The sequence below is a fragment of the Marinomonas phycocola genome, from assembly GCF_047525455.1.
In the GTDB taxonomy this organism is placed as follows: domain Bacteria; phylum Pseudomonadota; class Gammaproteobacteria; order Pseudomonadales; family Marinomonadaceae; genus Marinomonas.
The window spans coordinates 127,362-142,267 of sequence record NZ_JBLIXL010000008.1 but is presented as its reverse complement, the minus strand read 5'-3'; the positions used below and the strand labels follow the sequence as shown (position 1 = coordinate 142,267).

16 protein-coding genes are annotated in these 14,906 nt (G+C 39.9%); 14 read left to right on the top strand and 2 right to left on the bottom strand.

The genetic code is table 11. The annotated features are described in order from the left end of the window. Positions 1-20 precede the first annotated feature (20 nt). The 14 genes from ACMUMJ_RS08415 (at position 21) to der (ending at position 13,258) form a co-directional block, all read left to right on the top strand. Entirely contained in the window at positions 21-1,238 is a 1,218-nt protein-coding gene (locus ACMUMJ_RS08415; protein ID WP_414678375.1) for an aminotransferase class V-fold PLP-dependent enzyme, read from the top strand. 9 nt (positions 1,239-1,247) lie between these two features. Beyond that, positions 1,248-1,610 (top strand): HesB/IscA family protein, encoded by a 363-nt coding sequence (locus tag ACMUMJ_RS08410; protein WP_414678374.1) that lies wholly within the window; start codon positions 1,248-1,250, stop codon positions 1,608-1,610. 6 nt (positions 1,611-1,616) lie between these two features. Further along, a complete protein-coding gene (sufT, locus tag ACMUMJ_RS08405; RefSeq protein WP_414678373.1) occupies positions 1,617-2,147 on the top strand; it encodes a putative Fe-S cluster assembly protein SufT in 531 nt (176 codons plus the stop codon). A gap of 154 nt (positions 2,148-2,301) precedes the next feature. Further along, a complete protein-coding gene (locus ACMUMJ_RS08400) occupies positions 2,302-2,715 on the top strand; it encodes a SufE family protein (protein ID WP_414678372.1) in 414 nt (137 codons plus the stop codon). Positions 2,716-2,735: 20 nt separating this feature from the next. Continuing rightward, positions 2,736-3,884 (top strand): IscS subfamily cysteine desulfurase, encoded by a 1,149-nt coding sequence (locus ACMUMJ_RS08395; protein ID WP_414678371.1) that lies wholly within the window; start codon positions 2,736-2,738, stop codon positions 3,882-3,884. Positions 3,885-4,117: 233 nt separating this feature from the next. Beyond that, positions 4,118-4,525, top strand: a complete 408-nt coding sequence (gene ndk, locus ACMUMJ_RS08390; protein WP_269127220.1) for a nucleoside-diphosphate kinase — start codon at positions 4,118-4,120, stop codon at positions 4,523-4,525. Positions 4,526-4,670: 145 nt separating this feature from the next. Further along, entirely contained in the window at positions 4,671-5,786 is a 1,116-nt protein-coding gene (gene rlmN, locus ACMUMJ_RS08385; RefSeq protein ID WP_414678370.1) for a dual-specificity RNA methyltransferase RlmN, read from the top strand. Between the two features lie 57 nt (positions 5,787-5,843). Continuing rightward, a complete protein-coding gene (locus ACMUMJ_RS08380) occupies positions 5,844-6,560 on the top strand; it encodes a tetratricopeptide repeat protein (protein WP_414678369.1) in 717 nt (238 codons plus the stop codon). Then, positions 6,560-7,588: a RodZ domain-containing protein gene (locus tag ACMUMJ_RS08375; RefSeq protein WP_414678368.1), complete on the top strand. Its 1,029-nt coding sequence runs from the start codon at positions 6,560-6,562 to the stop codon at positions 7,586-7,588. Before ACMUMJ_RS08380 ends, ACMUMJ_RS08375 begins: the two co-directional genes overlap by 1 nt. Positions 7,589-7,596: 8 nt before the next feature. Next, complete coding sequence (gene ispG, locus ACMUMJ_RS08370) at positions 7,597-8,709, top strand: flavodoxin-dependent (E)-4-hydroxy-3-methylbut-2-enyl-diphosphate synthase (RefSeq protein WP_414678367.1); 1,113 nt, start codon at positions 7,597-7,599, stop codon at positions 8,707-8,709. Positions 8,710-8,719: 10 nt separating this feature from the next. After that, the gene (gene hisS / locus ACMUMJ_RS08365) at positions 8,720-10,000 is read left to right on the top strand and encodes a histidine--tRNA ligase (RefSeq protein WP_414678366.1); all 1,281 of its coding nucleotides are present in this window, start codon (positions 8,720-8,722) and stop codon (positions 9,998-10,000) included. 53 nt (positions 10,001-10,053) lie between these two features. After that, on the top strand, positions 10,054-10,695 hold the full coding sequence (locus tag ACMUMJ_RS08360; protein ID WP_414678365.1) for a YfgM family protein: 642 nt from the start codon (positions 10,054-10,056) through the stop codon (positions 10,693-10,695). Further along, positions 10,695-11,831, top strand: a complete 1,137-nt coding sequence (gene bamB, locus ACMUMJ_RS08355) for an outer membrane protein assembly factor BamB (protein WP_414678364.1) — start codon at positions 10,695-10,697, stop codon at positions 11,829-11,831. The genes ACMUMJ_RS08360 and bamB overlap by 1 nt, the downstream gene beginning before the upstream one ends. A gap of 86 nt (positions 11,832-11,917) precedes the next feature. Further along, complete coding sequence (der, locus tag ACMUMJ_RS08350) at positions 11,918-13,258, top strand: ribosome biogenesis GTPase Der (RefSeq protein ID WP_414678363.1); 1,341 nt, start codon at positions 11,918-11,920, stop codon at positions 13,256-13,258. Positions 13,259-13,321: 63 nt separating this feature from the next. On the opposite strand, the gene ACMUMJ_RS08345 is transcribed toward der, so the two are convergent. Then, positions 13,322-13,501, bottom strand: coding sequence for a YbaM family protein (locus ACMUMJ_RS08345; RefSeq protein ID WP_414678361.1), 180 nt, complete (start codon positions 13,499-13,501; stop codon positions 13,322-13,324). 219 nt (positions 13,502-13,720) lie between these two features. After that, positions 13,721-14,866, bottom strand: coding sequence for an iron-containing alcohol dehydrogenase (locus tag ACMUMJ_RS08340; protein ID WP_414678360.1), 1,146 nt, complete (start codon positions 14,864-14,866; stop codon positions 13,721-13,723). Positions 14,867-14,906: the final 40 nt, after the last annotated feature.

Sequence of the window (14,906 nt, the reverse complement as noted above, 5' to 3'; positions counted from 1 at the left end):
TTAGATTTAGTGAGAAAAATATGAGCTTTGATGTCCAAGCTATTCGTAAAGAGTTCCCTATTTTAACAAGAATGGTTAATGGGAAGCCTTTGGTTTATCTTGATAATGCAGCGACTACTCATAAGCCACAATGCGTTATTGATGCTTTAGTAGATTATTACTCTACTTGTAATTCGAATGTGCATCGTGGTGCTCATAAATTGGCTGATGAAGCAACCCGTCGATTTGAAGGTGCAAGAGACATTATTGCCAGTTTCATCAATGCGCCATCGCGCAATTCAGTCATATGGACAAGTGGCACCACTGAATCCATTAATATTGTTGCAAATGGTTTAGCCCAATTGCTGCAAGAAGGCGATGAAGTGATTGTTACGTCGATGGAGCATCATGCAAACTTAGTTACTTGGCAGCAAGCTTGCGCTAAAAAGGGCGCTAAACTAAATATTGTGCCTATCAATGATAAAGGTGAACTCGATATTGCGGAGTATCGAAAACTATTAACAAGCAACACGAAACTGGTTGCGTTTCCTCATGTCTCAAATGCACTTGGTACGGTTAATCCTATTATTGAACTTACTCGACTTGCAAAGACTGTGGACGCTCTGGTTTTAATTGATGGTGCTCAGGGTATTGCTCATGGAAACGTGGATGTGCAGGCTATCGATTGTGATTTCTATGCTTTTTCTGGGCATAAAATGTATGCACCAATGGGTGTTGGTATTTTATGGGGAAAAGAGTCTGTCTTAGAGTCGTGGCCCGTATGGCAAACGGGTGGAGAAATGATCTCTACTGTGAGTTTTACCGAGGCGACTTGGAATACTCTGCCTTTTCGTTTAGAGGCAGGTACGCCCAATGTCGGTGATGCCATTGCTTTTGGTGAAGCGATTCGTTGGTTTTCTGCTCTTGATTTAGAGGGCATTCAAGCGCATGAAAAAGCCTTGATGGATTATGCCACAGAAAAAGCAAAGGAATTTGAAGGGCTGATGATTGTCGGTGATGCCAGTGACAAAGTTGGTGTTTTAAGTTTTGTTCTAGATGAAGGTCATCCTGCAGATATTGGCTTCTTACTCGATAAGCAAGGTATTGCCATTCGAACGGGTGATCATTGTGCTCAGCCACTAATGAATCGTTTTAATGTTCCGGGTACTGCAAGAGCGTCTTTTGCAATTTATAATACCCTAGAAGAAATTGATGTGTTCTTTAATGCATTACGTAAAGTAAAAGCCATGTTGGCTTAGGAGAAAAATATGTCTGCTACGACATTTGATCCATCTGTTGACCTAGCTCAACCTGTCACGTTAACCCAAGCAGCAGAGCAGTATTTTGCGAAGAAATTGTCTTCTCAAACTGGGAAAATAATTCGAGTAAGTACCAAAGAAAGCGGTTGTACTGGGTTTGCTTATGTTCTGGATATGGTTGATCAAGCGGTAGAGAGTGATCATGTACTGAACTTTGGTGATGTTGTTGTTGCGGTTGATATTGGTGCTGTGAGCATGATTAAAGGTACAGAGATTGATCTTGTGCAAGAAGGTATTAACCATGTTATCAAATTTAATAACCCTAACGTTGTAGCTGAATGTGGCTGTGGCGAAAGCTTTAGTGTGAGTTAATACAGCATGCAAAAAATGGTGGTTACTCAAACCGAATGCCCTGCTCGTCGTGTGCCAAGTGGTATTCCAGCGGTTATCCCTGAAGGCCAATTTATTACGATTAATCAGGCGTTAGGTGGTAATTATACGGTCACTTGGCAGGGAAATATGTTTCGTATTGATGGTTTAGATGCGGCAGCAATTGGTCAGGAGCCTGAAGTATTGAGTTTTACCGAATCGGATTCGGATGATATTGCCGATGAGCAAGTTTGGCAGGCATTGCATTCTATTTACGATCCTGAAATTCCAATAAGCTTGGTTTCATTAGGGTTGATTTACTCTGTAGAAATAGAACAGAGCAGCAAATCAGTGGATGTTAACATGACGTTAACCGCTCCAGGCTGTGGAATGGGGCCTGTACTTGTCAGCGATGTGAAATATCGCGTTGCGAAAGTACCTAATGTAGAGCAAGTCAATGTGGAGTTGGTTTTTGATCCTCCTTGGTCTAGAGAAATGATGAGTGAAGAAGCGCAACTCGAAGCGGGTTTATTTTTCTAACACTTTTTTGATATATCATAAATTGAGTTGTGTGTTTAAGCCTCGCTTGTTTTACAATCGAGGCTTTCCTATTTTTATTAATGGCTTTTTGCTATTTGGAGCATTCTGTGAACGCTTTCATCCACAAAGTCATGATTTTATATATTGAGGTGTTATGCCATTACCAACAACAGAAGAAATCATTGAAGACTTAGCGTTTTTTGATGATTGGGAAGATCGATATAAATACATTATCGATCTTGCAAAAGTATTGCCGTCATTTGATGCGAGTTTACGTACCGACGAGCGATTAGTTCGAGGATGTCAAAGCAGTGTTTGGATAGACTTTACTCAGAAAAAAGGAGTGTTGTCTTTTAATGTTGATAGTGATGCCATTATTGTAAAAGGGTTATTGGCATTGGTTATGGCAGCGTTTGATAAAAAGTCACCCGCTGAAATATTAGCTTTTGATATGGATGGTTTCTTTGTCGAATTGGATCTGGCAAGTCACTTAAGCCCGACACGTGGTAACGGACTAAAAGCGATTGTTTCAAAAATTCAATCTATTGCAAAACATTCTAACGTATAGATATTCGCTCGGAGAGTTTAATGGGAACGCCCATATATTTAGATTATTCAGCTACGACACCAGTGGACCCTCGTGTTGCTAAAAGCATGTCTGATTGTTTAACACTTGATGGTAATTTTGCTAACCCCGCTTCCAGATCTCATGCATTTGGCTGGAGAGCAGAAGAAGCCGTTGAAGACGCACGTCAGCAAGTCGCTGATTTGATTTGTGCAGATGCCCGTGAAATTGTTTGGACATCAGGGGCAACGGAGGCGAATAATTTAGCGCTAAAGGGCGTTGCGTATGCTTATGCGAAACAGGGTAAGCACATTATTACCTCTCAAATTGAGCATAAAGCGGTGCTGGACCCATGTAAGCAATTAGAAAAAGAAGGTTTTGAAGTCACTTATTTAAAACCGGACTCTATGGGAGTTATTGCTTTAGACGATGTTCAGGCGGCATTGAGAGAAGACACTATTTTGGTTTCATTGATGCATGCAAATAATGAAATTGGTGTGATTACTGATATTGAAAAAATAGGTGCGCTAACGCGTAAAAATGGTACGTTTTTTCACGTAGATGCAGCGCAGTCTACAGGCAAGCATCCTATTGATGTTAATAAGATGAATGTTGACTTAATGTCTCTTACGGCCCATAAAACCTATGGACCAAAAGGTATTGGTGCTTTATATGTTCGTCGTTCACCAAAAGTGAAAATCGAAGCGCAAATTCATGGTGGTGGACATGAGCGTGGTATGCGTTCTGGTACATTAGCAACGCATCAAATTGTGGGAATGGGGGAGTCATTTGCTTACGCTAAGGCAGAGATGGAAACCGATTTTGTGAAAATCTCTGCGTTACGAGAACGTCTTTGGAGTCAGTTACAAACATTGTCCGATGTGCATTTGAATGGTCATCCTACACAAAGAGTTGCCGGTGTTTTAAATGTTGGGTTTGGCGGTGTTGAAGGTGAGTTATTATTGATGTCTCTTGGAGACATTGCTGTGTCTTCGGGGTCAGCTTGTACTTCGGCCAGTTTAGAACCGTCTTACGTATTAAGGGCGATGGGATTGTCGAATGAATTGGCCCACAGCTCATTGCGTATCTCTATTGGTCGTTTTACAACCGAAGACGATGTTGACAGCGCAGCTGAACTTATTATTAAAGCGGTTTCTGGATTACGACAATAGGACGAGACTGATATAGAGGTTCTGCGGAATACTCGATTTGATTGCTTCTTATAAAAAAGATATTCGCTTTCGTAGAAGAATCTCATAAAAAGCATACAATTTTAATAAATAGGTGCGTATAATCCACGCGCTTATCTTTTTTTGGTCTAAGTTCGTTTCTTATCGATATTAGTAAATATTACTATTAAATAGATAAAAAGCGGCTTACTTTATATATTATTTTGGAGTTTTACATGGCGTTGGAACGTACTCTTTCAATCATCAAGCCGGATGCAGTTGCTAAAAATGTTATCGGTGAAATCTACTCTCGTTTCGAGCGTTCAGGTCTTAAAATTGTTGAAGCTAAAATGGTTCAACTAGACGACGAACTTGCTGGTGGTTTTTACGCTGAGCACAAAGAACGTCCTTTCTACAAAGACCTAGTTGCATTCATGACTTCTGGTCCTGTTGTTGTTTCTGTTCTTGAAGGCGAAGGCGCTGTTTTGCGTCACCGCGAATTGATGGGGGCTACTAACCCAGCTGAAGCGGCTGCTGGTACTTTGCGTGCAGATTACGCTGCGTCTATCGATGCTAATGCTGTTCACGGTTCTGATTCTGTTGAATCTGCAACGCGTGAGATTGCTTACTTTTTTGGTAAGTAATTGATCTAAACAGATCTTATTGAGTTCTGTCTATAAGAAGTGGGTTTTTACTCACTTCTTATTAGAAGCTTCTGAAAAGAAATGTCTTTTCAGAAGCTTTTTTCGTTTAAACTTAATGCAATTTTAAGCAAGTGACTAATTTATTATGACAGATGCAACTAAGGTAAACTTACTGGGTTTATCACCTAAAAAAATGGTTGAATTTTTTGAATCCATTGGTGAAAAGAAATTTCGTGCTACTCAAGTGCTTAAATGGATACATCAAAAAGGCGCAGAGAATTTCGATGAAATGACAGACGTAAGTAAAAAGTTACGTGCAAAGTTACAAGACATTTCAGAAATAAGAGCGCCTGAAATAGTAAGCCAAAACATTTCTCAAGATGGAACGAGAAAATGGGTTATACGGACGGAAGGTGGCGGCAATAATTGTGTAGAAACCGTTTTGATTCCTGATGGCGATAGAGCAACTCTGTGTGTGTCTTCTCAAGTGGGCTGTTCTTTGGATTGCAGTTTTTGTTCTACGGGTAAGCAAGGTTTTAACCGTAACTTAACTCCCGCTGAAATTATTGGGCAGGTGTGGATTGCGATCAAATCATTTGGTCTCATGGACCCTAATGGCCCTCGTCGTGTGACAAATGTCGTTATGATGGGAATGGGGGAGCCTTTAATGAACTTTGAGCCAGTTGTTGACTCTATGATTCTAATGATGGATGACCATGCTTATGGGTTGTCTAAACGTCGAGTAACACTGAGTACATCAGGTGTGGTGCCTAAAATTTATGAATTGGCAAAAAGAACTGATGTCTCTTTGGCTATTTCTTTACATGCACCCACCAATCCATTGCGTGATGAATTGGTGCCTATTAATAAAAAATACCCAATTGCTGAATTATTAGAAGCATGCCAACATTATTTAGATAGCTTGCCTGATAAGCGTCATATAACGATTGAGTATACTATGATGGCTGGTGTAAACGATCAGGAGCATCAAGCGTATGAATTAGTTGAGCTGTTGAAAAATCTAGAATGTAAAATTAATCTAATACCGTTTAACCCGTTCCCTAATTCTGGTTATGAGAAACCGTCTAATAACCAAACTCGTCGATTCCAAAAAATCTTAGCGGACAATGGTTATACCGTTACAGTGAGAACAACTCGCGGAGACGATATTGATGCGGCTTGTGGTCAATTAGTTGGCGATTTTCATGATAAAACTCGTCGTAGTCAAAAATACATCGAACTTAAAGAAGTGAACTCTTAGAGGTTCTATAAATATTCTGAGCAATAGTTTCTTATAATTATTAGACAAGGATGTCTTATGAAAATGTTCTGTATCGTGTTAGTCGTTTTTCTATCTGCCTGTTCTTTACAGCCTCTGCAAGAGCAAAAACAAAAGGAGCGTGTGTCGCTCTCTTTGGCTCAGGAGTTCGTGTTAACCAATCAATTTCAGAAAGCGAAGTTTTATCTTGATAAAATGGATGTGTCTTTGAAGGACAAAGTTGAATATATTCGAATCAATTCTTTGTATTTACTCAAAACGAATCAGTTGGAAGACGCACATTCTTACTATCAAAAGAGTATTAAACTGTTCCCTAAAGATGGTTTTTTATTAAACAACTTTGGCATTGTTTTAATGCGTCTAGGGAAGTACGAAGAGGCGTGTATTTGGTTTCGAAAAGCGGTTGAATTCAGTGTTGGGCATTCTCAAAGTGCTTTGATAAACCTCTCTCGATGCTTAATAAGTAAAGATGATGTAAAAAAGGCCAGCATACTGATGGCTCAAGCAAAAGAAATGGGAAAATTGCCCTATATAGGTTTGCTGACTGAGCTCAATCTTGTTTTAATACAGGGTAATAATATTAGGGCGAGTCAAATAAACAAAATTATTCAGGTTAACACTAAATATACTCAGCTTATCGAGTATAAAGAGGAATTCGAATGTCTGTCACGGCATGTTGCAGCGCGTGAGTCTGACCTTACTTCAATTACCTCAATCTCGCCTTCTGCCTGTATAGTACCAAGGTACAAAATATAATGAATACTGATTTTTCTTCTGACGCTCTAACAGATGGTGACGGCGCAGATCTGGATATAGGGCATGAACTGCAAACTAGGCGTTTATATCTTAATTTAACTCAAGGACAGATATCGGATCAACTTAAGATATCCCTGCATCAAGTACAAGCGTTAGAAAATAATCGATTCGATTTATTTCGAAGCCCTGTCTTTGCTAGAGGGTATTTGAAACGTTATATCCATGTTCTCCACTTGGATGAAGCGAATTTATTGTTGTATTACGATACTCTTCAAGAAAGTAAAAAAACCGTACTTCAACCTGTCAATAAGGTTAAGAAGCAAGCGCATTTGATGGATCCGATTGTTGTACTTATCTCTGTTGTCTTGGCTTCAGTATTAGTTTTCCTTGCATTTTGGTGGCCGATGATGGAAACCGCCGAGAGTCTTTCTGAATCAGATGTTGTTGCTGAGCTAAGTGTTGATAAAGAGACAGAAGTGGATACATTAACGTTGAATAGCAGTGATGTAACGGATGTGTCTAAAAGCGATTTTGTCTCTGAAACGGATCAAACAGCAACCGAAATAACGCAAATCAAAAACACGCCTTTAACCAGTTCTATCGATAAGAATGATTCTGACATTGTTACTGGGCTGTCTTCTGAGGCAAAGGCACTATTAACTGAATCTGGAGTGAGTATTGATGCTCTAACTCTGGATACAGAAACATTATCTAAGCAGTCAAAGGCGAAAAACTCAGATCAAAACGTGTTGGACTCAGAGACTCCTGCGCCTGCTGAGGTTACTTTTAGTGATGACATTGTGATGCGCTTTGGTAAAGATTGCTGGACTGAGGTACGTAACAAAGCGGGTAGAATTTTATTCTCTGGAATTAAAAAGGCTGGAGAAACGTTAACTTTATCTGGCTCGTCGTCTTATCGTGTTGTACTTGGTTACGCACCGGGTGTAAAAGAATTAATCTTTAAAGGTAAGGCATTTGATTTCACTTCATTTATTCGTAAAGATTTGGCTCGTTTTGAGCTTAAGTAGGAGCCGTCATGCATTTTGAATCGCCTATTAAACGTCGTGTGTCTCGCCAAATTATGGTTGGCGATGTTGCCGTTGGTGGAAATGCACCAATTAGCATTCAGAGTATGACCAATACAGAAACATGTAATGTGGACGAAACGGTTGCTCAGGTTAGAGCCATTGCGGATGCAGGCGCTGATATTGTTCGTATATCTATCCCATCTATGGATGCTGCAGAAGCATTCAAAAAGATTCGTGAGCAAGTTAGCACTCCATTGGTTGCAGATATTCACTTTGATTATAAAATTGCACTAAAAGTTGCCGAATACGGTGTCGATTGTTTACGGATTAACCCTGGAAATATAGGAAATAAGGATCGGGTTCGTAGTGTAGTTGATTGTGCTCGTGACAAAAATATTCCCATACGTATAGGTATCAATGCAGGGTCATTAGAAAAAGATCTACAGAAAAAATACGGTGAGCCAACACCTGATGCATTAGTTGAATCGGCCTTTAGACAAATTGAATATTTTGATGAGTTAGATTTCCAAGAATTTAAATTAAGTTTGAAAGCATCTGACATCTTTATGACGGTCGATGCTTATCGTAAAATCGCCTCTCAAATTGATAACCCATTGCACTTAGGCATTACCGAAGCCGGAGGGTTTCGTTCTGGCACTGTAAAGTCTTCTATAGGCCTTGGATTGCTTTTGATGGATGGTATTGGTGATACGTTACGTGTTTCATTAGCGGCTGATCCGGTACAAGAAGTGAAAGTGGGTTGGGACATGTTACGCAGCTTAAAACTTCGTAGCCGAGGTATTAATTTCATTGCTTGTCCTAGTTGCTCACGACAAAACTTTGATGTGATAAAAACCATGAATCAATTAGAAGAACGTCTTGATGACATTAAAGTCCCTATGGATGTTGCTGTGATCGGTTGCGTTGTAAATGGTCCTGGAGAAGCCAAAGAAGTCGATTTGGGTCTTGCTGGCGGATCACCAAACAATCTTGTTTATTTAGATGGTAAGCCAGAAGTCAAAGTCAAGAATCCAGAACTTGTAGATCAATTAGAAAAAATGATTCGTGAAAAGGCCGCTAAAAAAGAAGCAGACGCAGCGAATTTAATTTTAAAAGTGTAAGGAAATAATTTTGAGTCGTAAAGTGCAAGCCATTCGAGGAATGAACGACATTCTTCCAGGGCAGTCTTCTATTTGGCAGTATCTTGAGCGTACTGTTGCTGATGTTGTTCAAGGATATGGTTATCAACAAATCCGGTTTCCTATTGTTGAAAGTACGGATTTATTTAAACGCGGTGTTGGGGAGTCTACAGACATCGTTGAAAAAGAAATGTACACCTTTAATGATCGTAATGGTGAATCACTAACCTTACGTCCTGAAGGTACGGCAAGTTGCGTTCGTGCAGCAGATCAAGCTGGCTTGTTGTTCAATCAAGTTCAGCGCTTGTGGTATACAGGCCCTATGTTTCGCTACGAAAGACCACAAAAAGGTCGCTATCGTCAATTTCATCAAATTGGCGTTGAGTCATTTGGCATGGCAACACCGGATATTGATGCGGAATTAATTATCTTAACTGCGCGCCTTTGGAAAAGGCTAGGTTTACTTGATCACGTTGAGCTACAACTCAATACCATAGGTTTGGCTGTATCCCGTGATTTATTTAAAGCGGCATTAGTGGCGTATTTGTCTGAATATAAAGATCAGTTGGATGCGGACAGTCAGCGACGTTTAGACACAAATCCGCTGAGAATTTTAGATTCTAAGGATGAAGCGACGCAGCGAATTTTAGAAAACGCGCCAAATTTAGAAGATTTTATAGATGAAGAGTCACAACTGCATTTTGATCGTCTGAAACAAATTTTAACGGAAAATGATGTTCCCTTTACGATTAATCGTGCTCTAGTACGTGGTTTAGATTATTACGGTAAAACAGTATTTGAATGGGTAACGACCCATCTTGGAGCGCAAGCTACTGTGTGTGCTGGAGGCCGTTACGATGGCTTAGTAGAGCAGTTAGGTGGTAAATCTACGCCTGGCGTTGGTTTTGCTATGGGGGTGGAACGACTCATTCTATTATTGGAAGAGTTAAATTTGGTTCCAGAGTCCGCTCAAGCAAAAGTAGATGTGTTTTTAGTGAGCCTTGGTAATCAAGCCGAACTGGCCTCTTTTAAACTCTCCGAAACGTTAAAGGATACTGACAGCTCATGGACGGTATTGCGTCAATGTGGTGGTGGAAGCTTTAAGAATCAGATGAAAAAGGCAGATAAGTCGGGTGCTCGCTTTACTCTTATATTAGGTGAAGATGAGTTAGCGAAAGGCATTTGCCAAGTGAAAAATATGAGCACTGGAGAACAAAACGAATGTGACTTGAATTCATTGCCGAGTTATCTTTCTCAGAAATTTGAACATTAATTTTGATATTAGATAAACGATAAAAGACGTTTATTTTATAAAAGGGGTTAACCGTGTCAGAGTTAAAAACAGAAGAAGAACAAATAGAAGCGTTTAAAACGTGGTGGAAAAAGAATGGAACCTCTTTGGTTCTGGCTGTTTCAATCGGTGTTGCTGGCTACTTTGGAACGCAGGCGTGGACTCAAAGCCAAGAGAACCATGTAAATGAAGCTTCAGCTTTGTATCAAAATATGATGGATGCCGCTGTTGATTTGAGTGTTGAAAGTAACCAAAAAACAGTGGCTTTTATTGCGAATCAATTAACGGATGATTATTCAGATACAGGATATGCTGCATTCAGCCAACTTATTCTAGCTCGCCTAGAGGTTGAAAAGGGTGAGTTCGACAAAGCGATTGATTCATTAAAGCAAGTGCAAGAAAATACAGAAGATGCTTCATTAAAAGCAATTTCTGGTTTAAGAATTGCTCGATTATTGCTTGAAAAACAAGATTTTGATGCAGCATTGGCTCAAGTTAATGCAGTAACTTCTTCTGAATTCACGGTTCAAAAGCAAGAACTAAAGGGAGACATTCTATTGGCTTCCGGCAAAAAAGACGAAGCGAGAGACGCATACGAATCCGCAAACAATGCTTTAACTGGGTCGACTTCTCACCCACTGTTAAACATTAAACTACAGGACTTGGTGAAGAGCTAATGAAGTTGAAAAAACGAATACTCAGTGTGGCTCTTGTCTCTTTGTTTTTACAAGGATGTGCTTTAACACATCCTCCTCTTCCAGACCCAGATCCAATCGAGAATAAACTGGATTTACGTACAGATTGGCGTCGTGGTGTTGACGGTGGTTTTGGTGAATCAAGTGAACGATTTACTATCGTTCCTAAAGGCGAGCACATTTATTTTACTACTCAAACGGGTGTCGTCTATAAATTACGTAAAAATTCCGGCAGCCGAATAGATTCTTTTGATACTGGTTTCGATGTCAGTGCTGGTATTGCGATGAACGAAGAGACAGTCTATCTAGGAACGTACGATGCAGAATTGGTTTCTGTTTCACTGAAAGATGAAAAAGTATTATGGAAAAAACTGCTCACATCTGAAATTTTATCTGAACCAGCCCAAGCCGCTAACAAACTTGCCGTTCAAACTTCCGATGGTTGGTTAAGTTTATTAAATGCCAACACTGGGGATACTCTTTGGCGGATCAAAGAAGACTTACCTGATTTAACAGTAAGAGGAACTAGCTCCCCAGTGATTCAAGCGGGTAAAGTTATTGTTGGATTTTCAAGTGGAAAAATTAAAGCATTTGGTTTACTTAATGGCCAAGAGCAATGGTCATTTGAAGTTGGGAAGCCAACAGGGCGTTATGAAATTGAGCGCTTAAGTGATGTTGATGGTCGTTTAGTGATTGAAAATGGCATAGTGTATGCGACAGCTTATAACGGTACTGTAACGGCAGTAAATTTATCTAATGGCCGATTGTTGTGGCAACGTAGTATTCCAAGTGCGCTAAGTGTCGCGATACAAGATGATACTCTCGTTGTTGTGGATTTAGAAAGTCGTGTTTTTGGCTTGAATGCACTAAATGGATCTGAGTTATGGAACCAAGATTCATTAAAAGGCCGTGACTTAAGCTCCCCTGTTTTTTTGCGTGATCATGTTGCTGTTATTGATCGAGCAGGCTATGTCAGTTTGTTAAATAAGCAAAGTGGTGACGTTGATGCGAGAGAGCTTGCTGATCTTAATCTACCGCCGGGCAGTCGCATGGTGTCGGATGGTCAACAATTGTTTATACTTACACGTAATGAACAAGTAACCGCACTTACTTACTAAAGAGTAGGTAATAATAACGGTATTTTTAAGTGGCTACTGTTTTGTAATAAAGCAGTAGCCACTTTTTATATTTTATAGGTAAAAGAATGATCCCAGTTATTGCATTGGTTGGTAGACCCAATGTTGGCAAGTCAACACTGTTTAATCAAATGACTCGCTCTCGTGATGCTCTAGTAGCAGATTACCCCGGTTTAACTCGTGACCGTAAATACGGTGATGGGAAAGTAGGCGAACATGAATTTATTGTTATAGATACTGGTGGTATCAGTGGTGATGAAGAGGGCATTGATGAAAAAATGGCTCGACAGTCTTTATTGGCAATCGAAGAGGCGGATTCTGTCTTGTTTCTTGTTGATGGCCGCCATGGTCTCAATCCAGCAGATGAAATGATTGCCAATCATCTACGCCGTTCTAATAAACCAATTTATTTAGTGGTTAATAAAACAGACGGTATAAATGAAGCCATTGCGTTGGCTGACTTCTATTCTATGGGCTTTGGAGATTTGCATCCTATTGCAGCATCTCATGGTAAAGGTGTCCATATATTGGTTGATAAAGTAATCGCGCCTTATGCTGAAAGAATAAAAGAGGCACGAGACCAAATTGACATTGAATCGAAAGGCATTCGTATTGGTGTAGTAGGTCGCCCTAACGTGGGTAAATCCACGTTAGTAAACCGCATGCTTGGTGAAGACCGTGTTGTTGTATATGACATGCCGGGAACAACAAGAGACAGTGTGTATATTCCTTATACTCGTTATGATAAAGAATATACGTTAATTGATACTGCGGGTGTTCGTCGCCGTAAACATATTAAAGAAGCGGTGGAAAAGTTCTCTATAGTCAAAACACTAAAAGCGATTCAAGACGCGAACGTAGTGATTGTTGTTATTGATGCTCAAGAAGATTTGGTTGAGCAAGATTTACACATGATTGGTTACGTTTTGGACGCAGGTCGTGGCGTTGTCATTGCCATTAATAAATGGGATGGCATGAAAAAAGACGATAAAGAGCACATCAAAAAAGAAGTTGAACGCCGTTTAGGGTTTATTCCTTACGCAAAAGTGCACTATATATCAGCACTTCATGGAACAGCGGTAGGTGATCTTTATGATACAATTGAAGACACGTACGAATCTTGTTACGCGAAATGGTCAACGAACCGTTTAACAAGAATTTTAGAAGATGCGGTTTCTGAGCATCAACCTCCAATGGTGAGAGGACGTCGTATTAAACTTCGTTATGCTCACCAAGGTGGGTCTAATCCTCCTCGTATCGTTGTTCATGGGAATCAAACAGGGTCATTACCTGGTAGTTACAAGAAGTTCCTAGAGAATAAATTCCGTCAAGTACTGAATATTATGGGAACACCTATCTCGTTCGAATTTAAGTCGTCGGATAATCCGTTCGCTACCAAAAAGCCATAGTTATATGTTGTAGTGAATATAAATGATGAAAGCCACTTACTCAAATGCTAGTCAGTGGCTTTTTTATTGAGGCTTCTTCTCAGCGCTTGTTTCTAAAGCCTTGGTGGCTTGTCGTTTCTTAAAGTCTCTTAAAACAATTTCCAGTGCTTGAATCGCCGTCTCTGAATCAACCTCGTTTGTTTCTAGAATATCAATTAAGTCAACAGCAAGTTTGATGTATTTTGGTGCTTTATCAAGAGACATTATTAACCCTCTGTGTGAAGTGAATAAATTGGAGTTGGTTAGTGTTTTACGTGGTGACTAAACTTTCGTTGAGATTGGTTTTTCAACATAGAATCTACATCCAAAGAATTGATTGATTCTCACGTATTTGTTGGTATGTTTCCTCGTGTTTAGTAGAAACACAAATGCCCTCAAGAGTGACTCTAAGGACATTTATAACAGAACTAGATAATGATGAAACTAAGCCGCACTTTCTAAAATGGCTTTGGTCACATCAAGAGTGATTGCCTGATGTTCGCCTAACGCAACGCCACCGTGTTTTTCAAGAGCGGTTAGAATGGTTGGGATCGCCTCATTTGCTGTGATATCAGCATCTTTTAAAGACGTTGCCATACCAAGTGAATTGTAAAGCGTTTCAATGGCGTCAACAGTGTCTAGCGCTAGGGTGTCTGACGCAGCTAAGCCAAAAACATTCTGCCCCATTTGTTCCAACTTAGCTTTTTTAACAGCAATTTGATTACGTAATAACGACGGTTGAATTAAGGCTAATGTTCTAGCGTGATCGACACCATAAAACGCGGTAAGTTCATGGCCAATCATATGAGTTGCCCAGTCTTGAGGGCCGCCAGTACCGATAAGCCCATTTAGGGATTGATTGGCAGTCCACATTAAATTACTGCGCCATTCTTTTGAGTCTTTTTGATCGTAATCCTTTGCAAGCTTAACAAGATTACGGAGTAGAACTTCCGCATAGCCTTCTTGTACCCACGCATCTGTTTTCACTGTTAGATACTGCTCACAAACATGAACAAACGCATCTACGATGCCATTAATTAATTGCCTTTCTGGTAACGTTTTAATGACGTCTGGATCGAGCACTGCAAATTGAGGCAATACATTGGGATTCATAAATGCCAATTTATCTTGAGTGGTTTTTTTAGTAATAACCGCTGCGGTATTGGATTCTGAACCTGTAGCCGGTAACGTTAAAATTGCCCCCATTGGTATGGCTTGGGTTATTTTATGTTTACCCGTTAATATATTCCAGCCTTCTCCGTCATAGCAGATGGCTGCAGCAACGTATTTACTGCCATCAATAACAGAACCTCCGCCGACAGCTAAAATAAAATCGACGTTTTCTTTACGAGCTAGAACCACTGCTTTATCTAACGTTTCGACTGTGGGATTTGCTTCAACACCAGAAAACTCGATCCAATGGTGTTTTTTTAATCCATTGGTAACTTGCTCGTAGATGCCATTTTTTTTAATAGAGCCACCACCATAAATGACTAAGACTTTTTGATCACGAGGAATCAAATCTTGAATAGTGCTAATGCTGCCTTCACCAAACTGAATAAGGGTTTTATTTGAGTAACTAAAATTCATTAACACGAACTCCTGTAGAAGAGTGGACCATTGCAAAATA